Source organism: Proteus sp. G3927, from assembly GCF_963894685.1.
In the GTDB taxonomy this organism is placed as follows: Bacteria; Pseudomonadota; Gammaproteobacteria; order Enterobacterales; family Enterobacteriaceae; genus Proteus; species Proteus mirabilis.
In genome coordinates this window covers 19238-45561 of the sequence record NZ_CAWQGX010000019.1, presented here as the reverse complement: position 1 = coordinate 45561, position 26324 = coordinate 19238, and the positions used below count along the sequence as shown (strand labels likewise).

General features: G+C 39.0%; 27 protein-coding genes and 1 pseudogene. 21 read left to right on the top strand and 7 right to left on the bottom strand.

The genetic code is table 11. The annotated features are described in order from the left end of the window. The 9 genes and pseudogenes from AACV00_RS07170 to AACV00_RS07135 all read left to right on the top strand — a co-directional run. The coding region (locus AACV00_RS07170; protein ID WP_202608913.1) for an RHS repeat-associated core domain-containing protein at positions 1-862 on the top strand (862 nt) is incomplete at its 5' end. A 2-nt stretch (positions 863-864) separates the two neighbouring features. Continuing rightward, on the top strand, positions 865-1335 hold the full coding sequence (locus AACV00_RS07165) for a hypothetical protein (protein WP_036918261.1): 471 nt from the start codon (positions 865-867) through the stop codon (positions 1333-1335). A gap of 472 nt (positions 1336-1807) precedes the next feature. Next, complete coding sequence (locus AACV00_RS07160) at positions 1808-2260, top strand: hypothetical protein (protein WP_036918263.1); 453 nt, start codon at positions 1808-1810, stop codon at positions 2258-2260. Positions 2261-2325: 65 nt separating this feature from the next. Further along, positions 2326-2667, top strand: a pseudogene (locus tag AACV00_RS17635) (hypothetical protein); the annotation flags it as partial. A gap of 45 nt (positions 2668-2712) precedes the next feature. Further along, entirely contained in the window at positions 2713-3321 is a 609-nt protein-coding gene (locus AACV00_RS07155; RefSeq protein WP_272519700.1) for an RHS repeat-associated core domain-containing protein, read from the top strand. Beyond that, positions 3314-3748, top strand: a complete 435-nt coding sequence (locus tag AACV00_RS07150; protein WP_104731628.1) for a hypothetical protein — start codon at positions 3314-3316, stop codon at positions 3746-3748. The genes AACV00_RS07155 and AACV00_RS07150 overlap by 8 nt, the downstream gene beginning before the upstream one ends. Positions 3749-4208: 460 nt before the next feature. Then, the gene (locus AACV00_RS07145; RefSeq protein WP_036918267.1) at positions 4209-4526 is read left to right on the top strand and encodes a hypothetical protein; all 318 of its coding nucleotides are present in this window, start codon (positions 4209-4211) and stop codon (positions 4524-4526) included. A 434-nt stretch (positions 4527-4960) separates the two neighbouring features. Further along, positions 4961-5146 (top strand): hypothetical protein, encoded by a 186-nt coding sequence (locus AACV00_RS07140; RefSeq protein WP_004242751.1) that lies wholly within the window; start codon positions 4961-4963, stop codon positions 5144-5146. Positions 5147-5312: 166 nt separating this feature from the next. Further along, positions 5313-5525, top strand: coding sequence for a hypothetical protein (locus AACV00_RS07135; protein WP_223293443.1), 213 nt, complete (start codon positions 5313-5315; stop codon positions 5523-5525). 460 nt (positions 5526-5985) lie between these two features. Here AACV00_RS07135 and znuB read toward each other — a convergent pair whose 3' ends face one another. Continuing rightward, entirely contained in the window at positions 5986-6771 is a 786-nt protein-coding gene (gene znuB / locus AACV00_RS07130; protein ID WP_004247983.1) for a zinc ABC transporter permease subunit ZnuB, read from the bottom strand. Beyond that, positions 6764-7489: a zinc ABC transporter ATP-binding protein ZnuC gene (gene znuC, locus AACV00_RS07125; RefSeq protein WP_004242756.1), complete on the bottom strand. Its 726-nt coding sequence runs from the start codon at positions 7487-7489 to the stop codon at positions 6764-6766. The genes znuB and znuC overlap by 8 nt, the downstream gene beginning before the upstream one ends. A gap of 74 nt (positions 7490-7563) precedes the next feature. On the opposite strand from znuC, the gene znuA reads away from it, so the two are divergent. The 3 genes from znuA (at position 7564) to lpxM (ending at position 10930) form a co-directional block, all read left to right on the top strand. Further along, a complete protein-coding gene (gene znuA / locus AACV00_RS07120; RefSeq protein WP_004251364.1) occupies positions 7564-8508 on the top strand; it encodes a zinc ABC transporter substrate-binding protein ZnuA in 945 nt (314 codons plus the stop codon). A gap of 12 nt (positions 8509-8520) precedes the next feature. Beyond that, complete coding sequence (mepM, locus tag AACV00_RS07115) at positions 8521-9849, top strand: murein DD-endopeptidase MepM (protein WP_004242759.1); 1329 nt, start codon at positions 8521-8523, stop codon at positions 9847-9849. Positions 9850-9955: 106 nt separating this feature from the next. Then, complete coding sequence (gene lpxM / locus AACV00_RS07110) at positions 9956-10930, top strand: lauroyl-Kdo(2)-lipid IV(A) myristoyltransferase (RefSeq protein WP_004242762.1); 975 nt, start codon at positions 9956-9958, stop codon at positions 10928-10930. 89 nt (positions 10931-11019) lie between these two features. On the opposite strand, the gene pyk is transcribed toward lpxM, so the two are convergent. Both pyk and AACV00_RS07100 read right to left on the bottom strand, forming a co-directional pair. Continuing rightward, positions 11020-12462, bottom strand: coding sequence for a pyruvate kinase (gene pyk / locus AACV00_RS07105; protein ID WP_004242765.1), 1443 nt, complete (start codon positions 12460-12462; stop codon positions 11020-11022). Between the two features lie 230 nt (positions 12463-12692). After that, positions 12693-13535 carry a MurR/RpiR family transcriptional regulator gene (locus AACV00_RS07100; protein WP_012367880.1) on the bottom strand — a complete coding sequence of 281 codons (843 nt, stop codon included), beginning with the start codon at positions 13533-13535 and terminating at the stop codon, positions 12693-12695. 354 nt (positions 13536-13889) lie between these two features. On the opposite strand from AACV00_RS07100, the gene zwf reads away from it, so the two are divergent. From zwf to AACV00_RS07080, 4 genes are all read left to right on the top strand, one after another. Further along, entirely contained in the window at positions 13890-15365 is a 1476-nt protein-coding gene (gene zwf / locus AACV00_RS07095) for a glucose-6-phosphate dehydrogenase (RefSeq protein ID WP_004242768.1), read from the top strand. A 582-nt stretch (positions 15366-15947) separates the two neighbouring features. After that, the gene (mdtJ, locus tag AACV00_RS07090) at positions 15948-16388 is read left to right on the top strand and encodes a multidrug/spermidine efflux SMR transporter subunit MdtJ (RefSeq protein ID WP_004242769.1); all 441 of its coding nucleotides are present in this window, start codon (positions 15948-15950) and stop codon (positions 16386-16388) included. A 1-nt stretch (position 16389) separates the two neighbouring features. Next, positions 16390-16722 carry a multidrug/spermidine efflux SMR transporter subunit MdtI gene (gene mdtI, locus AACV00_RS07085; protein ID WP_004247986.1) on the top strand — a complete coding sequence of 111 codons (333 nt, stop codon included), beginning with the start codon at positions 16390-16392 and terminating at the stop codon, positions 16720-16722. 291 nt (positions 16723-17013) lie between these two features. Further along, positions 17014-17877 carry an SDR family oxidoreductase gene (locus AACV00_RS07080; RefSeq protein ID WP_046334771.1) on the top strand — a complete coding sequence of 288 codons (864 nt, stop codon included), beginning with the start codon at positions 17014-17016 and terminating at the stop codon, positions 17875-17877. A 29-nt stretch (positions 17878-17906) separates the two neighbouring features. On the opposite strand, the gene AACV00_RS07075 is transcribed toward AACV00_RS07080, so the two are convergent. Beyond that, positions 17907-18251, bottom strand: coding sequence for a RidA family protein (locus AACV00_RS07075; RefSeq protein ID WP_004242773.1), 345 nt, complete (start codon positions 18249-18251; stop codon positions 17907-17909). Positions 18252-18336: 85 nt separating this feature from the next. Here AACV00_RS07075 and AACV00_RS07070 point away from each other — a divergent pair, with 85 nt between their 5' ends. The 5 genes from AACV00_RS07070 to rnd all read left to right on the top strand — a co-directional run bounded on the left by AACV00_RS07070 (position 18337) and on the right by rnd (position 24962). Then, positions 18337-20274: an ATP-dependent DNA helicase gene (locus AACV00_RS07070; protein WP_161679991.1), complete on the top strand. Its 1938-nt coding sequence runs from the start codon at positions 18337-18339 to the stop codon at positions 20272-20274. 93 nt (positions 20275-20367) lie between these two features. Beyond that, a complete protein-coding gene (gene tsaB, locus AACV00_RS07065) occupies positions 20368-21069 on the top strand; it encodes a tRNA (adenosine(37)-N6)-threonylcarbamoyltransferase complex dimerization subunit type 1 TsaB (protein WP_004251334.1) in 702 nt (233 codons plus the stop codon). A 90-nt stretch (positions 21070-21159) separates the two neighbouring features. Further along, the gene (locus tag AACV00_RS07060; RefSeq protein WP_004242776.1) at positions 21160-21753 is read left to right on the top strand and encodes a Slp family lipoprotein; all 594 of its coding nucleotides are present in this window, start codon (positions 21160-21162) and stop codon (positions 21751-21753) included. Positions 21754-22055: 302 nt separating this feature from the next. Next, positions 22056-23744 (top strand): long-chain-fatty-acid--CoA ligase FadD, encoded by a 1689-nt coding sequence (fadD, locus tag AACV00_RS07055; RefSeq protein WP_004242778.1) that lies wholly within the window; start codon positions 22056-22058, stop codon positions 23742-23744. A gap of 99 nt (positions 23745-23843) precedes the next feature. Beyond that, positions 23844-24962, top strand: coding sequence for a ribonuclease D (gene rnd / locus AACV00_RS07050; protein ID WP_161679993.1), 1119 nt, complete (start codon positions 23844-23846; stop codon positions 24960-24962). A gap of 273 nt (positions 24963-25235) precedes the next feature. Here rnd and minE read toward each other — a convergent pair whose 3' ends face one another. Together minE and minD are read right to left on the bottom strand one after the other, a co-directional pair. Beyond that, on the bottom strand, positions 25236-25505 hold the full coding sequence (gene minE, locus AACV00_RS07045; RefSeq protein ID WP_004242781.1) for a cell division topological specificity factor MinE: 270 nt from the start codon (positions 25503-25505) through the stop codon (positions 25236-25238). A gap of 3 nt (positions 25506-25508) precedes the next feature. Further along, positions 25509-26321 carry a septum site-determining protein MinD gene (gene minD, locus AACV00_RS07040; protein WP_004242782.1) on the bottom strand — a complete coding sequence of 271 codons (813 nt, stop codon included), beginning with the start codon at positions 26319-26321 and terminating at the stop codon, positions 25509-25511. Positions 26322-26324: the final 3 nt, after the last annotated feature.

The following is a 26324-nucleotide window of genomic DNA, read 5'->3' as shown; positions in this document are numbered from 1 at the left end:
GATATATGCCGATGGCACTCTTGCGGAGTCTCAGCAAATCCAATGGCTGTATCAACCCGGAGAAATAACGCCCACCGCGCGTTATCAACAGGGTAAACTGCACTATGTGGTCACCGACCACCAAGGAACCCCGCGAGAGATATTCAGTGAAGGCGGACAAGCCAGTTGGGCAGGACGGTTGAATACGTGGGGCCAAATGCAGTTTTGGCGTTACCGCGAGGGCAAAGCGGAGAATGACCCTAATTATACCGAATGTCCTTTTCGCTTTGCGGGGCAATATGAAGATGAAGAAAGTGGCTTGTATTATAATCGCTTTCGCTATTATGATAAGGAAACAGGGCAGTATCTTTCCCCAGACCCCATAGGGTTATTGGGTGGGCTGAATCCGTATGGGTATGTGCATTGCCCGACGGGGTGGGTTGATCCGTTTGGGTTGGAGTGTTGTCCAGGAAAAATAACTGGAGATTCTAAGACTCTAAGAGAAAAAATTAATTTAGCTCGATCAGGAGATGTTTCTGCTCAAGCAGAATTGGCTTATGCTAAATATATGCGTGACAAAGGACATAACATTCATTTTAATACGCCTCCAAATCGTTCTATATCAATGGCTGATTTCACAGTAGATGGGGTTCAAATTGATACTAAGCTATTAAGTGGAATAGGTGGTAATGCAGCTAAAAATATTACGAAAGGTGTAAGACAAGTTGGTGATAATGGAGTGGTTCAAGTAATTAGAAACTCAGATTCACCTATAAGCTTAGAACAATTTCAAGGGTTTATTAATGGATATAAGTCTCCAAACCCTTCAGTTAAAGTTGAGCTAATCGATCAATCGGTCCTGAAGCCTTACTGGGATTTTTAAATATGGTTATAAAAAGTAATATATTAGTAGAATACAAGAATAAAAGTTTGATAACTCTTAAAATGAATGAGTTCTTAAATCTTTTTGATATTGATTTCAGTGTGTCAGATTATGATTATTTTGATATAAATGAATATAAGTTTCTTTCAGAAGAATATAAAAACATTATAAATGATGACCATAGATTAATTGATATTCTTTCTAGGGTTAATTTTACATACGAGATAGATATAGGAACATCGTATACGTCTATAGAAAGTAAATATTTGCCCGTTATAACAGACTATATAGCTCAAAAGTTATCTTACGAATTACACTGCAATGTTTTAACTTCATTTAAATCGTGCAAAGGTGATGATGATTGCTATGTTAGCTTTTTTTATTGTGGGAAAGAGTTAATAGATTTATCTTCGTTTGATTTGTCGATTTGGGATAATGTGAAATGGTCAAAACACAATGTTAAACTAAGTTAGCCAAAAATTCAACTAACTTAGTTTAGGGACGTTTAAATACAGAATTCAACTGTAATTATACCCTGCCATCAGCTCGCACATTGAGTTTTTTATCTCACTCAATTGCGCTTGCTACTGTTGATTTTGCTATTTAATCGCTCGCGTGTTTTCACTGTCGGGTATCAATACCAAAAAGCCGTTTAAGATCTTGACGGTAAAGGTGAAGCCAGTCTCAAATTGTCGGCGCCGTTCGAGCATCGGGCGCTGGGCGGTTACCATAATATCAGTGGGCGGCTTGCCCCACTTAACGGCTTTATGTGTGGGCTTCACCAACCAATAAGGGCAATAACCGTCTGACAAAACGCCAATATAGAGATACTTTGATTAAACGAGGCACTGTAGGTAAATACCAAATATCCGGGTAATATCAAGGACAGGATTATGTTGTTGGTTTCAAAAATGGAAGGGTAGGACAATTCTATCCAGGTAAATTATGATTAGCATAAATACATTTATTAAAATAAATAATGATTTTATTGATGTTTTTGATTTTGATAAAAAAATCAAAAATAATGATTATATAGATGGTGCAATTGAGTTAACTATCAATGGAAAAAAACTAATTGATAAATCAATGTATGATTATATTGATGATCTTTGGAGTTATTTGTCTGAAGGTCTATTCTTAGTAAGCCAAGGAAGTGAATTTAAATGTTATTTTCCAGATCAGCCAATTGAGGTTAACTTCGTACCACAAAAAGGAAATCGTATTTTAGTTAGCATTAATTGTCACGAAGAAATAAAAACATCTGTTGATAAGTCAGAGTTTTTACATGTAATGACGGAACATGCAAAAAAATTCTTTGAAAAATTAGAAGACTTAAATTCGGCATCAATGGGAACACGTAAATCAGCCTTACAATTTCTTGATAAAATCAACGTATAATAGGGTAGCTAAAAAGCTACTCTATTGTACTCTCAAGGGCGATTCAGTTAATTCTCAACTGTTTTATGTTTTCGCTGTCGGGTATCAATGCTAAACACTCGTATAAGGTTTTTACCGTAAAGGTGAAACCTGCCTTAAACCCTGTATCCTTGAACCACAGTTCTTTGAGGTACACCGCGAGCAGTGGTGCACTTTTGTTACCGCCCCTCCGTGTAACAGAGCGTGGCGCTATTTATAGTCGGGAGACCAACTCGCCGATATATGCCGATGGCACTCTTGCGGAGTCTCAGCAAATCCAATGGCTGTATCAACCCGGAGAGATAACGCCCACCGCGCGTTATCAACAGGGAAAACTGCACTATGTGGTCACCGACCACCAAGGAACTCCGCGAGAGATATTCAGTGAAGGCGGGCAAGCCAGTTGGGCAGGACGGCTGAATACGTGGGGCCAAATGCAGTTTTGGCGTTACCGAGAGGGCAAAGCGGAGAATGACCCTAATTACACCGAATGTCCTTTTCGCTTTGCGGGGCAATATGAAGATGAAGAAAGTGGCTTGTATTATAATCGCTTTCGCTATTATGATAGGGAAACAGGACAGTATCTTTCCCCAGACCCAATAGGGCTATTGGGCGGGCTGAATCCATATGGGTATGTGCATTGTCCGACGGGTTGGGTTGATCCGTTTGGGTTGGAGTGTTGTCCGCCAACTCTGAATCGAACTCAAGCCTTAAACAAAGCTAAGGATTTGGCTGGAATACCTCGCTCACAACAACCAGTTCGACAATGGACAGTTGGAAATGACCCTAAGAGAAGAGGGCAAACAAATTATCAATATTCAGAAGATTTTGGTTCACATGGGCGTTATTACGAATATAGAGATGCTAATGGTTATAAAAAAGTTGTGTTAGAACATACACATGATCCAAGAGCACCATATCCACATGCACATGCAGGACAAGCTAAGACAGGTGCTGACCCAAGAACATATGACTTTAAGCAAGATAGATATTTGAAAATAGATGACCCTAAAACTAAGGATCACCACATTTATTATGAATAATAAGCTTCAAGAAAAACTACTATTACTTAGGGCAAAAAAGTATATTAATAGAATCCGAGGAATTAAGAATATAGCCGTAAACCTAGATGATTATACTCAATTTCAATGGCATAGAGATATTTATAATAAAATATTAAGGAGAAGTGAGTTACCTGAATATAAGATTGCTCTTCCAGCTAGCCAACAGGACATTTATTTATACTTGCAACCAAAAATAAATATAGATAAAAGTAGTTGTTATTATATGTTTTTTGAAGGAAAAGTAATTATATCCTTTTATTTTGCTGATTTTTATGATTTTTTTCTTAGTCATATGTTATTAAATAATACATTTGATATGAATATTCTATCACTTAAACCAGATCGAGTAATTGATATCAGTGAAGATGAATATGACTTAAATATATATGATATATTTAGATCTTAATATGAAAAGCCAGAAGGTCTTCCAACATTCTGGCGTCTTCGTTGTTAAGAGTTCTTTAGTCGCTGACGTACTCCGCATCAGCTCGCGCATCGTGTGTTTGATGGCACTGAGTTGCGCTTGCTGCGGTTGGTTTTGTTGTTTAATCGCTTGGATGCCTTCACTGTCCGGTATCAACACCAAACACCTGTTTTAAGATTTTCACCGTAAAGGTGAAAACTGTTTCAAAACCGACGCCTTTTAACCACGGTCTCTAAGGTGTATCGCGGGCGGTGATACAGTTTTGTTATCGCTCCTCCACATAATTAAAAAATTGTCCATACACGTGGTCTTCGTCCCAGAAAATGGCGCTATTTATGGGGAGTGGACAGTACTCTTGCGGTGTAAAATAGTCACTGATGCTAACTCAAATAGAGTAGTAACTGCTTTTCCAATTTAGAACAAATAATATAAGGGAGATAATATGAGATTAGTATATTTCGTTTATCAAGATACAAATGCTTATGAACGACAAAGTGATGGTGTTGAGTTCTGCAAAATTCCTGAGTTTCATAATGATAAAATTTATTTTTATTGTGATGAATATTCCATGTTTTGGGATTCTATTGATAAAGTTGGAAATCCTAATGATTGTTGTAATTTCTCATTAAAGAGTAGTATTGTCCCAGCTACATTACTAGAAATATCTAACAACGACCTGATATCTTATATTGATACAGTAAAAGAATACATTATAGAAAATAACAAATTAAGTAAATTAACATATATTCATATAAAATAATTACATCATAAGTGTCTATGATCAAAATTATGTTTTTACCTACTTTTGATGTGACATTTACACCGAAAGTAGGCAATTAATTATCTCTTATTCGATAAGCAACGCCTGCAATTGTAGCTTAATATCGCTTAACTGCGCTTGCTGCTGTTGGTTCTGTTGCTTCATAGTTCGAATGTCTTCACTGTCCGGTATCAATACCAAACACTCATTTAAAATATTCACCGTAAAAGTGAAATCCGTATCAAACCTTGTATCCTGAACCACTGCCCTTTGAGGTGTATCGCCGGCGATGGTACAGTTTTGTTACCGTCCCGCCATGTAATAGAGACATATAATAGAGAATGGCTGTATTTATGGAATACACAAAATCATCTAACTGCGTGTCTTGTAGATAGGGGTTTTCCTGATGAAATTAGAAAATTACTGGGGATAGAATGAATATATATGACGGTATAGTATCAAACTCGTTACTTAAGAAGTTTCCATCGGGTTATCCTGCAAATGTACTATTGACTAATTTTGTGGCGAATTTTGTTGATTTAGAAGGCGTTCTTGCCTGTGCTGGTTTATTTTGCCCAACATTTATTGAAATAGATAATGTACTAATGAATATCTTTTAGATATAGACTGGAGACCTTCGTTCAAAATTGATGGTCAATTTAAGTTGGCGCTAATTAAAGGTTTTAACTTGTAAAATTCTGTTTATTTAGGTTCAACAATTAATTTATTCGAATTAAAGAAGAAACTCAACTAGCAATGCGCAAATTATAGGATCTCTTGATTAATATGGAACAATTACTAACCAAAACCGAAATGCCAGAATGGTTTTCTTACCCACGTGAATTTCTCAGAATAGTTGAGCAAAATTTACTTAATTTTGATCCTTGGATTATTTTGGAAGGAGAGCGGCTCAGGGTTCGTTTTGGTGGTTTAAAAAAAGATACCCAACAAATAGAAATATTATTCCTTTTGCCCATCGGGAAGATAATGATGATGTAGCGTGTTGGGATAAAAATAGCCGTCATCAGGTTATTATTATTCACGATTTTGCAAGTGAAGGTTATGAATATGTCGGTAAGTTTGATTCATTTTGGGATTGGCTCAGAACGGCCTTAGAAGCAACTATCGAATACAATGAGTAAATATTAATGTATCAACAAAGCCGGAAGACTGAAGTGGCAAGTTACCGTTGATGGGAGAACCTAGAACATATTTCAAAGCAACTGGTGGGCATATTATAGTCTTCGATCCAGATGGGTGCCGCATAGCGGATATAAGTAAAGAAAGAATAAAAATAGTTGAATGAAACCGTTCACCCAAAGGACAATATTTTATCCCAACTGGTAGTGATACAAAGTTTGCGAGTAAAGAAATACCCGATGTAATTAAAAAATTATAATAGCCCTTGCTATAAATTAGCAAAGGCTATTTTTTTGTTTATAAGATAAACGCTAAACAACTACTGCTTTGCTGGTACAAGCAAGCTCAATACAAATAAACTACTGGCGGCTAATACTACTGATGGGCCTGCAGGGGTGTCATAGAATGCAGAGAAAGTTAATCCCCCAGTGATAGCAAACATACCTACAGCGACGGCAATCACTGCCATCTGTTCTGGTGAACGTGAAAAACGGCGCGCTGTTGCTGCGGGAATAATCAATAGTGACGTAATGATAAGTGCACCAACAAATTTCATTGCCAAACCAATTGTTAATGCGGTGATCATCATTAATTTTAAACGTTCGCGTTGAATATTCACACCATCGACAAAAGCCATATCTTGATTAATAGTCATTGAAAGAAGTGGACGCCATGAACGGATAATCACTAATAAAACAATAACGACACCAATAAAAATGCTGATCACATCTTGGTAATTAACTGAGAGTAAATCACCAAAGAGATACGCCATTAAATCAACACGAACATTGGCCATTAAACTGACGACAACAAGCCCTAAAGAAAGGGCGCTATGAGCCATGATACCTAACAAGGTATCAACAGAAAGTTGAGGCTTTAGTTCTAACCAAACCAATAAAATAGCTAACAGCAAAGTTACGGCAATAACGGCATAAAAAGGCTCTATATTAAACAGCAGGCCAAAAGCGACCCCCAATAAAGAGGCGTGGGCGAGGGTATCGCCAAAATAGGACATTCTGCGCCAAACAACAAAGGAGCCTAATGGACCTGCGGCCATCGCTAAGAGCATACCGGCGATCCAGCCCGGTAACAGCAACTCAATCATGATGACACTCCTTATTATGTTGGTGATGATGACGATAAATACCTAGTTGTTCAGCACCACGACTACCAAACATAGCTATAAATTCAGGGTGAGAAGAAACCACATCTGGTGTACCTGAGCAGCAGATATGACCATTTAAACAGAGCACTTCATCTGTTTTAGCCATAACCAGATGTAAGTCATGTGACACCATTAAAATTGCGCAGCCTAATTCATTGCGAAGCTGATTAATTAAATCATAGAGGGCTAATTGACCATTTACATCAACCCCTTGAGTGGGTTCATCTAGCACTAACAGTTGTGGTTGATTAAGTAAAGCTCGGGCGAGTAAAACACGTTGCGATTCACCCCCTGATAATTTTTGCATAGGGGCGTTTATTAATTTTGCTGCATTGACTCGTTCTAAAGCAGGTAAAATATCTTTATCTTTAACACCCGGTTTTAAGGTCATAAACCGCTTGACTGTCAATGGCATAGTTGGATCGAGATAGAGTTTTTGAGGTACATAGCCAATACGTAAACTATGTTGACGTTCAATCTTTCCAGAAGAGGGAGCCAACAACCCTAAAACCAAACGAATAATCGTTGACTTACCCGCACCATTAGGGCCAAGTAAGGTAAGAATACGGCCTGCTTTTAGATTAAAAGAGATATCTTTTAGAATAACGCTTTCACCAAAAGAGACACCAACCGATTTTAAACGAATTAAGTCAGACATAAAATTAGCACTTGCAGAATCATTGAAACGTTATAATATAACATTTCCAATGACGTTTCACGAGAATTTTGCCTATGTTACATAAAAACAACAAATTTGCGCATGGTTTTTTAATTAAATCATGTTTAGTGACTGCTATGATAGCCTCATTTAGTTCATCTGTTCAGGCAGATGTTGTTGCTTCAATTAGGCCGATAGGGTTTATTGCGGCAGCAATTGCTGATGGTGTAACGCCAACAGAAGTTTTATTACCTGATGGGGCATCGCCACATGATTATGCATTAAAACCTTCGGACTTACGCAAAATCACCTCAGCAGATTTAATGGTATGGGTTGGGCCGGATATGGAAGTCTTTTTAGATAGACCATTAAATAGACTTAGTGACAAAAATAAGCTGGCTTTAGCGGAAACTGACAAAATAAAGTCGCTTTTATTGAAAGATGATAATGACAATGTGCATAAACATGAGGAAAATCACGAACATCATTCTCATGGTGATTATAATATGCACATCTGGTTATCACCAGAGATTGCGTTGTCGTCTGCAAAACAGATCCACGATAGGTTAGTGATGCTCTATCCAGATAAAAAAGAACTTCTGGACGTAAACCTAAGTAAATTCAGCGAACAACTCAAGCAAACAGATAAAAATCTTGTTAATATTCTGTCGCCTGTTAAAAACAAGGGTTATTTTGTCTTTCATGATGCTTATGGCTACTTCGAAAAACATTATAATTTAAAGCCATTAGGTCATTTTACGATCAACCCTGAAATACAACCAGGTGCACAGAAATTACATCAAATACGAACACAGTTGGTTGAGCAAAAAGCCACATGTATTTTTGCTGAGCCACAATTTAGGCCGACAGTAATTGAGACAGTGGCGAAAGGCACTGGAGTTAAAATGGGGGTATTAGATCCCCTAGGAAGTGGGATTGCATTAACTCAAGATAGTTATGTGAAATTCCTTACCCAATTAGCTAACCAATATGCGAGCTGCCTGAATGAAACACAATAAGGAATTAAGAACGTGCAGCAGAAGACGAGATCCATTGCACAGGTATATTTAAATTTACCCTTACCACATAAAATTATGCTTGGTTCGTTAACTGCAGCAACACTGGCTGTCGCAATATGGCGGCCAGTTGTGCTTCACACCGAACAAAGCAGAGAAGTTCCTATCAGTATTCAAACTCCCCTAACAACCCAAGGGGAAAACACCGACGATATTATCACCGACAGTAGTGATCAGCTAACAGATGAAGGACTTGTAGGTGCTGATGATGGTGTCGATACTAGCACCGCAGTGGCACAGGTTCCTCATACTTATATTGTCTCCAGTGGAGATTCATTAAGTTCGATATTAACGCAATTTGGTATCGACTCAGCCGATATTGCAACGCTCTCCAATCAAAATAAAGATCTCAGAAACCTTAAAATAGGCCAACCAATAAGTTGGAAACTTGATGATGATGGTTTATTGCAAGAGTTAAGTTGGGGCGTTTCTCGCCGAGAAACTCGTGTTTATACGCGTACGGAAACAGGTTTTACTGAAGCGAAAGAGTTCCAAAAAGGCGAATGGAAAAATAGTGTGACCACAGGGGTTATCCGTGGTAGTTTCTCTGCAAGTGCAACAAATGCTGGCTTAACTAACGCAGAAGCTCGCGCAGTGACTAAAGCTTTGCAATGGCAATTAGACTTTAGAAAATTACAAAGTGGTGATAAATTCTCAGCCCTTTTTTCTCGTGAAGTCTTAGATGGTCGTACCGAACAGAGCGAACTTATTGGTGTGCGGTTACGAAGTGGTGGTAAAGATTACTATGCTTTTCTTGCTGAAGATGGCCGCTACTATGATAGCCAAGCAGGTGGTTTAGAACGTGGTTTTATGCGTTTTCCAACGGTAAAACAGTTTAGAGTCTCTTCTCAATTTAATCCTCGCCGTATCAATCCTGTCACAGGCCGTGTTGCACCGCATAAAGGGGTTGATTTTGCTATGCCTGTTGGTACGCCTGTTTTAGCTACGGGAGATGGTGAAGTCATTGTCTCTAAATACAGTGGTGCAGCAGGTAATTTTATTGCTATCCGTCATGGTAGCCAATATACCACTCGTTATATGCACTTACGCCAACTGTTAGTCAAACCGGGACAACGTGTAAAACGAGGTGATCGCATTGCACTATCCGGCAATACAGGGCGCTCCACAGGGCCACACTTACATTATGAATTATGGATCAACCAACAAGCGGTTAATCCATTAACAGCTAAATTACCCCGTGCAGATGGCCTAACAGGCAAAGAGAAGCGTGAATACTTAGCTAAAGTAAAAGAGATCATGCCTCAATTAACGTTAGATAATTGACATTAAACAAGAAGTTAAAGACATAAAAGCGGATGATTGATATCATCCGTTTTTGTTTTAATGATTTTTACGCCTATTTAGAGGTGTCAGTTCAGCGAGTTATCTGATGAATAAAGAAAAAGATACAGATAGTAAAGCGGGTTATGTACCGACTTTTCACCGCGCCTATTTGCATCCTCGTCATTGGGGAACCTGGTTTGGTGCAGGCGTATTGTGTGCATTAGCGTATATGCCGGTAAAATGGCGTGATCCGCTCCTTGCTTCTATAGGTCGTTTTGTTGGGCGTAAAGCGAAAAGTGCCAGACGTCGTGCAGATATCAATTTAAGATATTGTTTTCCTCACTGGGATAAAGCACAACGAGAAGATGTGCTTGATAAAATGTTTGAAACAGCGCCACAGTCTTTCGTGATGCTTGCAGATCTTTGTTTAAGAGGGGCTAAACACACATTACAGCGTACCTCTTGGGAAGGGATAGAGATTATAGAGCGCTTAAAAGCACAAGGGCGTAATGTTATTTTTATGGTACCGCATGGATGGGCTGTTGATGTACCTGCCATGTTATTGGCTGCTAAAGGGCAAAAAATGGCAGCAATGTTTCACCACCAAAAAGATCCGGTGACTGATTATTTATGGAATAAAGCACGTTACCATTTCGGCGGACGTTTACACTCGCGCGAAGCGGGGATAAAACCTTTTATTTCAACGGTGCGCCAAGGGTTTTGGGGGTATTATTTACCTGACCAAGATCATGGTGCCGAGCATAGTCAATTTGTGGATTTTTTTGGTACTTATAAAGCCACATTACCGGCGATTGGCCGATTAATGAAAGTATGCAGAGCGGCCATTGTGCCACTGTTTCCTGTTTACTGTCATAAAACGCATCAACTAAAGATTATTATCCGTGAGCCGATGGATGATATAGAAGGGCAAGATGATCGTTATATTGCGCGTCGGATGAATGAAGAGCTAGAAGCGTTAGTCTCACCGACACCAGAGCAATATACTTGGATCTTAAAACTATTAAAAACGCGTAAAGAGGGGGAAATAGAACCTTATGCGCGTGAGAATATCCTAGACTAGTCTATTGCTGGTGAACGAATAGGAAGATAAAAAAACGGGCACTATTTAAAGTGCCCGTTTGCCATTTTGCTATAAAAGAATAAGAACGATTATTCTACGGTAAGGATACGACAAGTATTGGTACTTCCGATCGTACCCATCTGGTCACCTTGCGTGACTAAGACTAAATCACCTGAAACTAAAAAGCCTTTTTCACATAAACGCATAATAGCTTCATTAGCGGCTGCAATACCGTCAGTATGAGTACTGCAATAAACAGGCGTAACACCTCGATAAAGTGCAGTTTGGTTTAATGTTTTCTCATGGCGTGACATAGAGAAAATAGGTAAACCGGTGCTAATTCGTGACATCATACGGGCAGTACGACCGGACTCAGTCATAGCGATAATCGCATTAACGCCTTTCATATGGTTAGCTGCATACATGGTTGACATGGCTATCGCTTCTTCAGCATTATCAAATACCATATCTAAACGGTGTTTTGATACATTGGCCGCAGGCATTTTTTCCGCGCCTAAACAGACTTGTGCCATTGCGGCTACAGTTTCAGCGGGATATTGTCCTGCTGCTGTTTCAGCCGATAACATAACGGCATCTGTACCATCTAATACCGCATTGGCGACGTCCATGACTTCTGCACGAGTTGGCATTGGGTTAGTTATCATCGATTCCATCATTTGAGTGGCTGTGATAACAACACGATTTAGCTGACGAGCACGACGGATGAGTTTTTTCTGTACCCCGACTAATTCAGGATCACCAATTTCTACGCCTAAATCACCACGGGCAACCATGACAACATCAGAAGCGAGGATGATCTCATCGATAATTTCATCATTGGCAACGGCTTCGGCACGTTCAACTTTCGCGACAATTTGGCACTCGCAGCCTGCATCACGTGCTAAGCGACGTGCATAATTAAGATCTTCGCCTGTTCTTGGGAAGGAGACAGCAAGATAATCAACACCAATTTTGGCTGCAGTAATAATATCTTGTTTATCTTTTTCAGTTAATGCTTCAGCAGAAAGACCACCACCGAGTTTATTGATCCCTTTATTATTAGATAGTGGGCCACCGACAGTCACTTCAGTGAAAACTTTCAGGCCTTCGACTTTAAGGACTTTTAATTGAACACGTCCATCATCAAGTAGCAAGATATCGCCAGGAACAACATCGGCAGGTAACCCTTTATAGTCAATACCGACTTTTGTTTGGTCGCCTTCGCCTTTTTCTAAATTGGCATCAAGGAGAAATTTGTCTCCCACATTAAGAAATACTTTGCCTTCTTTAAATGTCGAAACACGGATTTTCGGACCCTGCAAATCGCCTAAAATAGCAACATGGCGACCAAGTCTAGCTGCTATTTCACGGGTGCGATTAGCACGAGCAAGATGATCTTCTGCAGAGCCATGAGAGAAATTTAATCGAACAACATTTGCACCAGCAGTAATGATTTTTTCTAGGTTATTATCACGATCTGTTGCTGGGCCTAAGGTGGTAACAATTTTTGTTCTTCTGAGCCGTCTGGACATGCATTACTCCGTTGACCTTGAACGAAAGGTATTGGCTATTGGATAAAACGGAGGTAAGTAACATTCTATCCAATATGTTAAGTGAAACGCTTCAAGCTAATTGTAACATACTTAGGTGTTTTCATCATATGTGAGAGTTAGCTCGCAGTTATGCTACCATTTTTCAAAAAGTTATCTAGTCAAGGGCACACTGCTAAATGTGACTATACTAACAAATTCATTTAAAACGGTTACTTATCAAAGCGCGAATCGCGTAATGCTTCTTTGACACGCTTCAAGTTATCTCTAAATTTTGGCCCTCGGCGTAAAATAAACCCTGTAGCCAGAACATCAATAACGGTAAGTTGTGCAAGGCGAGAAATCATCGGCATGTAGATATCAGTATCTTCCGGTACATCAAGTAAGATGGGTAACGTTGCTTCGGCGGCTAATAAAGAGCCAGAAGTGGTAATCGCTATTACTGATGCATCATTTTCACGTGCAATTTTAGCAATTTCGACTAAATTTTTAGTACGACCTGTGTGAGACACAATCACCACAACATCACCGTCGATACTATTTATACAGCTCATTCGTTGCATGATAACATCATCAAAATAGGTCACGGGAATGTTGAAACGTGAGAATTTATTCATGGCATCATGTGCGACGGCGGCAGAAGCACCTAGACCAAAAAACGAGATTTTTCTTGCTTGAGTAAGAATATCGACAGCTCGATTAATAACCGCAATATCGAGATTATTTTTGACATTCTCTAAACCCGCCATCGCAGATTCAAATATTTTATTGGTATAAGCAGAGACAGAATCGGAGTCATCAATGTTACGATTGACATAAGGTGTACCATTGGCAATGCTTTGTGCTAATTGTAACTTAAAATCTGGAAATCCTTTTGTTGCCATGCGTCGACAAAAACGATTTACAGTGGGCTCACTAACATCAGCTGTTTTCGCCATAAGAGCGATACTTGAATGGATCACGGTTTGTGGTGTTGTTAAAACAACCTCAGCCACTTTTTTTTCTGATTTACTCAAGATGTCCAGACTAGACTGAACCCTTTCCAATATATTCATTAAATATACAGATCCTTGGCTTTGCCAATTTCAATAAAAGGAGAAATCTATAACGGTTTTATGAAAATATACTACGCATATAACAGCACTTACATCGCTGACAGCCCCTTAAAAGGGCTTTTTTCATCAAAGTATGACCTGTGTCTAACTTTCAAAGCTGAAAACAATTAACAAAACTGTTGTAAATTTACATAGAAATAGAAAAAGCTAGACATAAAAAACTGTTGGTTAATAAGATGTAAGGGGCGTTAAAGACTAAAACACGCAAGCGTATTTACTGCGTACACCCAAAAGAGTACATTAATACGAAATTATGTAACAAAATTACAAAATCTCATCATGAGGAGACGTACTATGGCAGCGATATCGACTGCTCAGGCCTGTGATCTGGTTATCTTCGGTACTAAAGGGGATCTTGCCCGTCGTAAGTTAATTCCATCACTTTATCAACTGGAAAAGGCAGGATATATTCACCCTGATACACGTATCATCGGTGTTGGTCGTGCTGATTGGGATGTAGCTGCTTATACAAATGTTGCCCATGAAGCATTACAAACTTTTTTAAAAGAAGAGATTAACCCTGAAATTTGGCAACGTTTAAGTGCTCGTCTCGATTTTTGTAATCTTGATGTCAATGAAACTGACCACTTTATTGAGTTAGCAAAACATCTAAAACAAGACAAATTACCGGCGATTTACTATTTTGCAATGCCACCAAGTACTTTCAGTGCGATGTGTAAAGGTTTGGGACATGCTAAATTAAATAAAGAGCCAAACCGTGTGGTTATGGAAAAACCACTAGGAACAGATTTAGCGTCTTCAGTTTCTATTAATGATAGTGTGGCGAAATACTTTAAAGAGAGTCAAATTTATCGTATCGACCACTACTTGGGTAAAGAAACCGTTTTAAACTTATTGGCTTTACGTTTTGCTAACTCCTTATTTGTTAATAATTGGGATAACAAAACGATAGATCATGTCCAAATCACGGTGGCAGAAGAAGTTGGTATTGAAGGACGTTGGGGGTATTTCGATCAAGCGGGTCAAATGCGTGATATGGTGCAAAATCACCTATTACAAATTTTGACGATGATCGCCATGTCACCACCTGCTGATTTAACGGCTGATAGTATCCGCCAAGAGAAAGTGAAAGTACTGCGCTCATTACGTCGTATTGATATGACTAATGTCCGTGAAAAAACGGTTCGTGGGCAATATACGGCTGGTTTTGTACAAGGTAAAAAAGTACCGGGCTATCTAGACGAAGAGGGTGCAAATAAAGCCAGTAATACAGAGACCTTTGTTGCAATTCGTGCTGATATTGATAACTGGCGTTGGGCGGGTGTACCCTTCTATTTAAGAACCGGTAAGCGTATGCCAAGTAAATGCTCGGAAGTGGTGGTCTATTTTAAAAAACCAGCTCTGAATATTTTCAGTGAAACCTATCAAGAGTTACCACAAAATAAACTCACTATCCGTTTACAGCCTGATGAAGGTATTGATATTGAAGTGCTAAATAAAGCACCAGGTCTTGATCATAAACACCGCTTACAAACCACTAAATTAGACTTAAGTTTCTCCGAAACTTTTAATCAAACTCATTTAGCTGATGCTTATGAGCGGTTGTTGCTTGAGGCAATGCGGGGTATTCAAGCGCTATTTGTCCGCCGTGATGAAGTAGAAGAAGCATGGAAATGGGTCGATTCAATTATTAATGCATGGGAATGCGATAATGAATTACCTAAGCCATACCAAGCAGGAACATGGGGGCCGGTTGCATCTGTTGCAATGATCACTCGTGATGGCCGCTCTTGGAATGAAATTGAGTAGGGAATTTCATCGTCAGATATAGTCCCTAACTAATATAAATAACACCGTAAAATAAGAGGTCGAGTTTTGCGGTGTTTTTTTATTAAGCATAATTACTGCGATATAAATGAATAAATTAATAACAAGTTCAGCTAAGAATTGATTAACTATGCAGTGTATTGCAATCTTCAACTTAAAACCTAAATAAAACCAATCAATTACCTAAAAAATTTTTGCAGAAGATCCTTGCTTTAAATAATTCGGCATGATAGAAATATCATGTAACATTTATCCATATTATATGAGGGTTCGGAGTATATCGTGCGGATGGTCTGCGCGATGAAAGAATAAATAATCATGACTAGCGCCAAAAGCGTAAAAGTTAAACGTTCTACTTATAAGTTATTCCTTTCTGCTATTTTATCCAGCGAACACTACTGGTGTGGCGCATTATAGAAATTTCTCATCCTACTTCCTGATATATCAGGAAATAACGTTGCCTTAACGTTCGGTTTTATACCGCCAGAAAGACTATCTGCATATTCTCTATCTTCTGCGCAAGAAACGTTTAGGCGTGCTTTAAACGTGTATGAGAGATGAAAAATGATTTATTGGATATTTTTAGTTTTAGCTATTATCTGTGAAGTGATCGGCACTTTATCAATGAAGTATGCCAGTGTCAGCGGTGGTTACACTGGTATGATCGTTATGTGGTTAATGATTGCCACTTCCTATATCTTTTTAGCCATAGCCGTAAAAAAAGTGGCATTAGGTGTAGCTTATGCACTGTGGGAAGGTATTGGAATTGTCATTATTACAACATTTAGCGTGCTTTGGTTTGGTGAATCACTGTCAGCATTAAAATTAGGTGGTTTAGCAATGTTAATTGCGGGGATCACTTTGATTAAGTCAGGCACTAAAAAATCGGCGGTTGCTAAAAAAACAACCGATTCGGTAAAAAATATTGCCGGAAAAGCCAAACAGGTTGCTACTGTGGTAAAGGGAGTTAATAAGCCAATTTCTTCTAATGTTAAAGAGGCTTAATATGTTAGCTCAATTTGAATGGTGGCATGGTGCTTTTCTTCTTCTTGCTGTTGTGCTTGAAATCGTGGCCAATATATTCTTGAAAATGTCTAACGGTTTTAGTCGTTGGGGGTTGGGAATATTGTCATTGCTTTGTGTGTTAGGCGCATTTAGTTCATTGGCAATGGCCGTAAAGGGGATAGAGCTTTCTGTTGCTTACGCACTATGGGGAGCTTTTGGTATTATTGCCACTATCGCCGCTGGGTGGATCTTATTTAATCAACGCCTAAATTATAAAGGATGGAGTGGAATTATATTATTATTAGTCGGTATGATAATGATTAAATTCGCTTAACTCTATTTTACATAGTAAAGTAAAGCATATTAAATAAAAAAGCTAAGTTTCTTGTAAACTTAGCTTTTTTGTTTCTATAAATATCTATTAAAAACGATGTGTTTAAAATAACAAAAGTTTATAGTAAAAATAACCTTACTATTTCAACACTAAAAAGAGTGAAATTTGAAGATGCTATAGAATCTATCACTAACAATGGTGAGTATATTGCATTTATTATGCTAAACGCAGTTGCTATTTATTTATCATTGATGTTACTTTTCATGATAATTAAAAAATAAAGGAGTTGAAATGAAACGGATATTAGTCGCGGGAGCAACAGGATATTTGGGTGGTTTTTTAGTTCAAGAATTAAAAAAACAAGGATATTGGGTACGTGTTTTAGTTAGAAATCATCAACAAGCGACAAAGTTTGCGGATGTTGATGACATATTCATCGGCGAGATCACAAAACCAGAGCAACTTTCTTTGATTGCTCAAAATATTGATTGCGTGATATCAACGGTAGGGATCACTCGGCAAAAAGAAGGGTTAACCTATATGGATGTGGATTATCAGGCAAATGCCAATTTATTAGAAGAAGCGATTAAATCGAAGGTTAATAAATTTATTTATATCTCGGCTATTGATGGCGAAAAACACCGAAATCTAAAGATTTTTCAAGCAAAGGAGCGCTTTGTTGATAAATTAAAACAAGCCAATTTAGCATACTGTATTGTAAGACCTAATGGCTATTTTAGCGATATGGGGGATTTTTTACAGATGGCGGCATCGGGTAAAGTTTATTTATTTGGTGATGGCGAACAAAAAATAAATCCTATCTCTGGAAAAGATTTAGCGCAATTTATTGTCGAGAAAATGACAACCAATATAAATGAATTCACTGTAGGTGGACCGGATATTCTATCTTTGAATCAAATATGTGAACTCGCAGGAAGCGCATTAGATAAAAAAATTAAAATAATCCATTTACCCGATACGTTAAGAAAAATAACTATTTTTACGTTACGTCATTTTACGAGCCAAAAGTTTTATGGGCCATTAGAGTTTTTTTTAACTTTTATGGCAAACAGTCATATTGGTATGTGTTATGGGCATGATCATTTATCAAATTATTATATTGAATTAGCTGATCCGACATATAAGAGAAAATAGTACCCGCATGTGCGGGTGCTAATAAAAAATTAGAGAGCAGCGATGATTTTAATTTCTACTTTATATTCAGGATGCATGAGTTGAGCCTGAACGGTACAACGTACTGGCGCGCTCCCTTTAGCAACCCATGCATCCCATGCTTGATTCATACCTGCAAAATCGGCTTTATCTGCTAAAAATAGTGTTGCATCAAGGATCTTACTTTTATCTGATCCCACTCTTTGTAATAACACATCAATAGCTGCTAATGTATCTGCAGTTTGTTCGATTATATCCCCTGATAAGTTTTCAGGAACCGCAGTGTAATAGACAGTATCATTATAAATAACCGCTTCAGACCAACGGTCTTCTGGATCGATACGTTTTATAGTCACGATAAATTCTCCTTTGTATTAACAACGTGGGTGGTACTTTTAGCTATCCACTGGCATAATTTACGTCTTATTTTATAAAAAGAGTATGCCTGTGTCAGACGATTTTGCAGAAAACGGGATTTTAACCCGACGCGTTCCTGGATTTCATCCCCGTGAAGCTCAACGACAAATGGCGATATCAGTAACAGAGGTTATTGATAAACAAGGTGTGCTTATTGCAGAAGCGGGTACTGGGACAGGGAAAACCTATGCCTATCTTGTGCCTGCATTACGTTCTGGGAAAAAAACTATCATCTCTACCGGATCTAAGGCATTACAAGATCAACTGTATAGTCGTGATCTCCCCACCATAATAGAAGCGCTAGACTACGATGGTACAACGGCTTTATTAAAAGGTCGCTCTAATTATTTGTGTTTAGAACGTTTAGATCAGCAAATGCTCAGTGGCGGTGATTTAGAAGCAGAAGTACTTGCTGATATTATGCATGTACGCCAATGGTCAACGCAAACAGAAGATGGTGATATTAGTCGCTGTCATAGTGTGGCGGAAGATAGCAAAGTATGGCCATTGGTGACTAGCACTAATGATAATTGTCTGGGCAGTGATTGTCCTCGATACAAAGAGTGTTATGTATTAAGTGCCCGTAAAAATGCGTTAGCCGCTGATGTGGTGGTTGTTAATCATCACCTTTTTATGGCAGATACGGTAGTAAAAGATACTGGTTTTGGTGAGTTGATCCCCGATGCGGAGATAATGATCTTCGATGAGGCGCATCAAATTCCTGATATAGCGAGCCACTACTTCGGTCAACAGCTCACTAGTCGTCAATTATTCGATCTAGCGCGAGATATGATTGTGGCGTATCGCACTGAAGTGCGTGATCAAGTGCAACTGCAAAAAAGTGCTGACCGTTTAACTCAAATGGTACAAGATTTTCGTCTTAGCTTAGGTGATACGGGTTTTCGGGGTAACTTAAGGGAATTATTACAAAATAAGGAAACCAAACGCTATTTAACCTTATTAGATGATGCGTTAGAGCTAAGTTATGATGTAATGAAGCTCTCTTTAGGGCGTAGCCAATTACTGGATAGTGCGTTTGAACGGGCAACACTTTATCGTAATCGCTTAAAACGCCTAATTGATACGACGATTGCCGGATACAGTTATTGGTTTGAAAGCTATGGTCGCCATTTTTTACTGGCGATCACGCCACTTTCGGTTGCTGATAAATTTCGTGAGCTGATAAAGTCCCATAAAAGTAGTTGGATATTTACTTCTGCAACACTCTCTGTAGATGAAAAAATGTCTTATTACACAGATAGATTAGGACTGGAAAATGCCACAACATTAATTTTAAATAGCCCATTTGATTATCAACATCAAACGTTGCTCTGTGTACCACGTTATTTACCTCCGTTAAATCAACCATACACCGCGAAGCGTTTAGCCGCTATGCTGGCTCCTGTGATCTTAAAAAATCAGGGGCGTTGTTTTTTTCTTTGTACCTCTCACGCTATGATGCGTGGATTAGCCGAAGAGTTTAAAGCCAGCTTACCACTTCCCGTGTTAATGCAAGGCGAAATGGGGAAATCGCAATTATTGAAAAAATTTGTTTCCTCAGGCAATGCGTTACTTGTTGCGACACAAAGTTTTTGGGAAGGGGTGGATGTCAGGGGAGATACACTTTCTTGTGTGATCATTGATAAATTACCCTTTACCGCACCTGACGATCCATTATTAAGAGCACGTATTGAAGATTGTCAATTACGTGGTGGTGATGCATTTCGGGATGTACAAATCCCTGATGCGGTGATCACTCTAAAGCAAGGCGTCGGGCGTTTGATCCGCGATATACATGACTATGGTGCCATTATTGTTTGTGATGATAGATTAGTTTCAAGGCCTTATGGGGAAGTGTTTTTAAGTAGTTTGCCCCCATCACCACGAACCCGTTCATTAGAAAAAACCAGTTATTTTTTAAGCCAACGGGCACAACGAAATGAAATAGTGTCGGAGTCATAATAGTGATTACATATGATGTGTATTTATTCTGTTGAATACTATTATGATATTATTCTTTCTCTTTTTACTTATTGAATCTGCCGGAGTTATGGCGTGTCACTGCGAATTTTAGCAATTGATACCGCAACTGAGTCTTGTACTGTTGCGGTTTGGAATGAAGGTGTCGTTGCTTCACGTTTTGAAATTTCACCGCGTGAACATACACAAAAAATTTTACCAATGGTGAAAAGTGCTTTAGAAGAAGCCAATTTATCACTGCAATCCTTAGATGCCCTCGCTTTTGGTCGTGGTCCGGGCAGTTTTACCGGTGTTCGCATTGGTGTCGGTGTTGCGCAAGGTATCGCACTAGGGGCTAATTTGCCACTGATTGGTATTTCTTCTCTTGCCACTATGGCAGAAGGCGTTTTTAGAACAACAGGCATTAAGCAAGTTTTAGTCGCCATTGATGCCCGTATGGGGGAAATCTACTGTGCCCAATATCAGCGTAATGACGCTGGCATTTGGTCTGGTGAAGAAACAGAAGCGGTAATGAAACCAGAACAATTTGCCGAAACGCTACAAGCTATCACAGGTCGCTGGGCAATTGCGGGTACGGGGTGGCAAGCTTATCCTGATTTAGCTTTATCATTGCCTTTTACCGTGGTTGAAACGCAAATTACTTTGCCTGCGGCACAAGATATGTTGCCACTTGCCGTTACCGCATGGCATGAAGGGAAAGCAACTAAAGTAGAAGAGGCCGAGCCTGTTTATTTACGTAATGAAGTCACTTGGAAAAAATTACCAGGACGGGAATAGATTGTTAGCGATTTTCTGTTAGAAGTGACAGAGTGACGCTATACTTATCTTAGCGTGTAACGTACTTAATGACGTACAAAGAGGTGGTTTATGAACAGACAATTAAACTACCGTTTGGTAAGTAAAGCGCTATTTTTATCTGGCGCTCTATTACTAACGGGCTGCGTCTCTATACCTGAATCTATTAAAGGGACAACAGCAACTCCTGTTACTGACTTAAATGTAGTTCTAGCGGCACCGGAGCTTTATGTCGGTCAAGAAGGTCGTTTTGGTGGGCGAGTGATTGAGGTTAAGAATCTACCTTCATCAACCCAGTTAGAAATTGCTGTGATGCCACTTTCTCACTATGATGCGGCTCCTGAGTTACAGCAACCTTCTGTTGGTCGTCTTTATGCGAATGTTACCCATTTTTTAGATCCAACAGATTATAAAAATCAGTATGTCACGGTAGTGGGTACGATCAAAGGTGTAAAAACAGGCAAAGTGGGTGAAGCCGTTTATCCATTTTTACGTATCGATGTTACAGGAATGAAACGCTGGACATTAACGCAACAAGTTATTATGCCTGCGCCTGTTATGACATGGGGATACTATGGTAATGCCCCTTACTGGTATAATTATGGCTATGGCGGCTATGGGGCATATCCATATGGCACTGGCCAAGTTGTCCCCGTTTTGGAGTAATAAACTAGAATAATTGTTAATGACGATATAATATTTTACCTTTATGAGTTTGAAACGGTGTATAATCAATGCCTGTAATATATTAGATGGCAATTATCTAATATAATTATTAAAGATGAAGACAACAAAAGAGAGGGCGGTTTTGACCGCCTTCTTTTTTGTTAAACATAAAAAGAAAAAATTTAGTGATACACTTCGCATCTTCACAACAGAAAATTGTTTGTGCTGGTAGGATGAGTTAATACTTTGTTAAAAAGAAACATAATATTAACCAAGAAGTGCGATTAATCAGGAGTACTACTTTGGAAAAAGTCTGGCTTAAACGTTATCCGGCAGATGTTCCGGCTGAAATTGACCCGGACCGTTTTGCATCTCTTGCGGAGATGCTTGAAAACGCTGTCGCAAATTACGCAGATCAACCCGCCTTTATCAATATGGGCGAGGTCATGACTTACCGCAAACTAGAAGAGCGTAGCCGTGCTTTTGCCGCTTATTTGCAAAATGGCTTAGGATTGAAAAAAGGTGATCGTGTCGCCTTAATGATGCCTAACTTACTGCAATATCCTATAGCGCTTTTCGGCATTCTTCGTGCCGGTATGGTAGTGGTCAATGTAAACCCACTCTACACACCAAGAGAGCTTGAACATCAGCTTAATGATAGTGGCGCCACAGCTATTGTCATTGTTTCTAACTTTGCCCATACGCTGGAAAAAATCGTCTTTAATACCAGCATTAAACACGTTATTTTAACACGTATGGGAGATCAGCTATCTCGTCCTAAAGCGACACTGGTTGATTTTGTGGTTAAATATATCAAGCGATTAGTCCCAAAATATAATTTGCCTGACGCGATATCATTTCGTCGAGCGATGCATTTAGGCTACCGAATGCAATATATTAAGCCAGAAATTACTGGAGATGATTTAGCCTTCTTACAATATACTGGTGGTACCACAGGAATTGCGAAAGGCGCGATGTTAACTCATCGTAATATGTTGGCTAATCTAGAACAAGCTAAAGCCGCTTATGTTCCTGCACTTAATGTAGGGAAAGAGCTGGTGGTAACCGCTTTACCCTTGTATCACGTCTTTGCATTAACAGTGAACTGCTTGTTATTTATTGAAGTTGGCGGGAAAAACCTACTGATAACGAACCCACGAGATGTTAAAGGCACTATTAAAGAGTTATCGCGTTATCCTGTCACGGCGATTACCGGGGTAAATACACTATTTAATGCTTGGTTACATAATCCTGAGTTTCGTCAACTTGATTTTTCTAAGCTCAACCTTTCTGTTGGTGGCGGAATGCCCGTACAAAGTAGTGTTGCGAAAGAGTGGGAAGAATTAACCGGTAAGCATCTATTAGAAGGTTATGGTTTAACTGAGTGTTCGCCTTTAGTAACAGGTAACCCTTATAACCTAAAAAAATACAGTGGTAGTATTGGGCTTCCTGTACCTTCAACGGAAGTAAAATTTATGGATGATGAAGGTAATGAAGTGTCTCGCACCGAAGGCGGTGAAATGTGGGTTCGTGGCCCTCAGGTCATGAAAGGCTACTGGAATCGTCCTGATGCGACAGCAGAAGTACTACATGATGGATGGGTTGCCACAGGTGATATTGCCACAATGGATGATGAAGGCTTTATCCGCATCATTGACCGTAAAAAAGATATGATCTTGGTTTCAGGATTTAATGTCTATCCTAATGAAGTTGAAGAAGTGGTTACTGCGCACCCGAAAGTTTTAGAATCAGCAGCTATTGGTGTACCGAGTAAAAGCTCGGGCGAGACTGTGAAAATCTTTGTTGTCAAAAAAGATCCCTCATTGACAGAAGATGAACTTAAAACTCATTGTCGCCGTTACTTAACGGGTTATAAAGTACCTAAGATTATTGAGTTTCGAGAAGAGCTGCCTAAGTCAAATGTTGGTAAAATTTTACGCAGAGAATTAAGAAATGAAGAAAAACAGTTGAAAACATCAACTGGATCTTGATACAACAAAGTATAACCTTTGATAAATTCGCCGGTTTATACCGGCGTTTTTGTCTTTACGAAAAAGTCATTAGACATAAAAACACAAGAGAAACCTGTTTTGAATTATCAATTTATCACGACAAACACAGCACTAGAAGATGTCTGCAAAGCAGCGTCTGAGGTATCACAAATTGCATTAGATACAGAGTTTGTCCGTATACGCACCTATTACCCACATTTGGGGCTTATCCAAATGTACGATGGGAAACAGATCTCTCTTATTGATCCCCTGACCATTACTGAGTGGACTCCTTTTGTTGAATTATTAACTAATCCCACAGTACTTAAATATTTGCATGCTGGAAGTGAAGATCTTGAAGTGTTTTCTCATCAATTTGGTTGTGTTCCGACACCCATGATAGACACTCAAGTCGTGGCCGCTTTTCTGGGCTATCCCATTTCTTGTGGTTTTGCCACCTTAGTTGAGAAATATGAACATATTGCTCTCGATAAAAGTGAATCACGAACAGATTGGCTGGCGCGCCCATTAACCGAAAAACAGTGCCAATATGCGAGTGGTGATGTGTTTTATTTGTTACCTCTAGCTAAGAAATTAATTGCACAGGCACAAGAAGCCGGTTATATGGACGCGATTGTTGATGAGTGTGAAATGATAGCCGAGCGTCGCCAAGAGACCGTATCACCAGAGCTTGCCTATCGCGATATTGGTAATGCATGGCAATTACGAGGTCAACAATTAGCATGCTTAAAAATGTTGGCAGAATGGCGTTTAAATCAAGCTAGAGCCCGTGATATGGCATTAAACTTTGTTGTAAGGGAAGAGCATTTATGGTCAGTAGCACGCTATTTACCGACCTCTCTTGCTGAATTAGATGCGCTTTCTCTATCGGGGCAAGAAATTCGTTGTCATGGCCGCCGCTTGTTGGATTTTGTTGCTAAAGCCAAACAGATCAAAGATGAAGATTGTCCTGAGCCTATTGGCAATTTAATTGAACAACCTAACTATAAAAAAGCCTTTAAAGCAATAAAAACGGTGATCCAAGAGGTAAGTGAAGGGCAGCGCTATAACCCCGAGTTATTAGCCTCAAGAAGGCAAATAAACCAATTGCTTAATATTCACTGGAAAATTAAATCAGGGGAGCCTGAATTGCTTTCACGCTGGCGTAAAGCATTATTAGCAGAAAAAATTACTGCAATTTTGGCGCAATATCCTTAATATCACGTTATATTAATTCAGGCTAAAGAGTAATTATTTAGCCTGAAATTTTATCAAACCCAATATGAGTTTCTATCATCCTTCTATCATCCAATAAATAGCAACTCCAACTTATTATTAATGAATGTTTAAAATAGCAACAATATATAGCGCTATTTGCACATTTGTATTCAGCCAGTTTATATATAATTAAAAACACAGAGCCAAGCAAATATGTGATAGTTTATAGCTGGCTCTGTGGATCATTAGCTTATATCAGCGAATTAAATATGATCACTTAGGTGATTCTTCATTTTCAGGTAATGTCACATTTAATTCTAGTACGGAGATATCATCGCCTTTCTGCTCAAACTGAACAGATAGCATATCGGGATCTATCTGCACATACTTACAGATAACACCTAATAAATCTCTTTTCATATCAGGTAAATAAGCTGGCTCAGTATCGCCACGTCGACGCTCTGCTACGATAATTTGTAGGCGCTCCTTGGCAATATTTGCTGTCGACTTTTTACGCGACAGAAAAAAATCTAATAAAGCCATCTTTTACCCCCCAAAAAGGCGTTTTAGGAAGCCTTTTTTCTCTTCTTCAATAAAACGGAATGGATGTTCTTCACCTAATAAACGATTTACTGTATCTAAATAAGCTTTACCTGCATCAGATTCACTATCAAGAATAACAGGCTCACCTTGGTTTGATGAACGTAAAACGGATTGATCTTCTGGAATAACACCCAGCAGTGGAATACATAAAATTTCTAGCACATCTTCCATACTTAACATATCACCACGGCTTACTCGGCCTGGATTATAGCGTGTTAATAGAAGATGTTCTTTAATAGGATCTTCGCCTCGTTCAGCGCGACGTGATTTAGAGGCTAAAATACCTAAAATACGGTCTGAGTCACGTACAGAGGAGACTTCTGGGTTGGTGGTGATAATGGCTTCATCTGCAAAATAGAGTGCCATAAGTGCGCCACTTTCAATCCCTGCAGGTGAATCACAAATAATAAAATCAAAACCCATTTCATCCAGTTCATCTAACACTTGCTCTACACCATCACGGGTTAAAGCGTCTTTATCTCTTGTTTGTGAAGCAGGGAGGATATAAAGGTTTTCTGTACGTTTATCTTTAATCAGGGCTTGATTTAAAGTAGCATCACCTTGAATAACATTAACAAAGTCATAAACGACTCTACGCTCACAACCCATAATTAGGTCAAGATTACGTAATCCGATATCAAAGTCGATAACAACCGTTTTATGCCCTTTTTGAGCGAGGCCGGTAGAAATGGCCGCGCTGGAAGTTGTTTTACCAACCCCACCTTTACCTGACGTAACAACAATAATGCGTGCCATGGA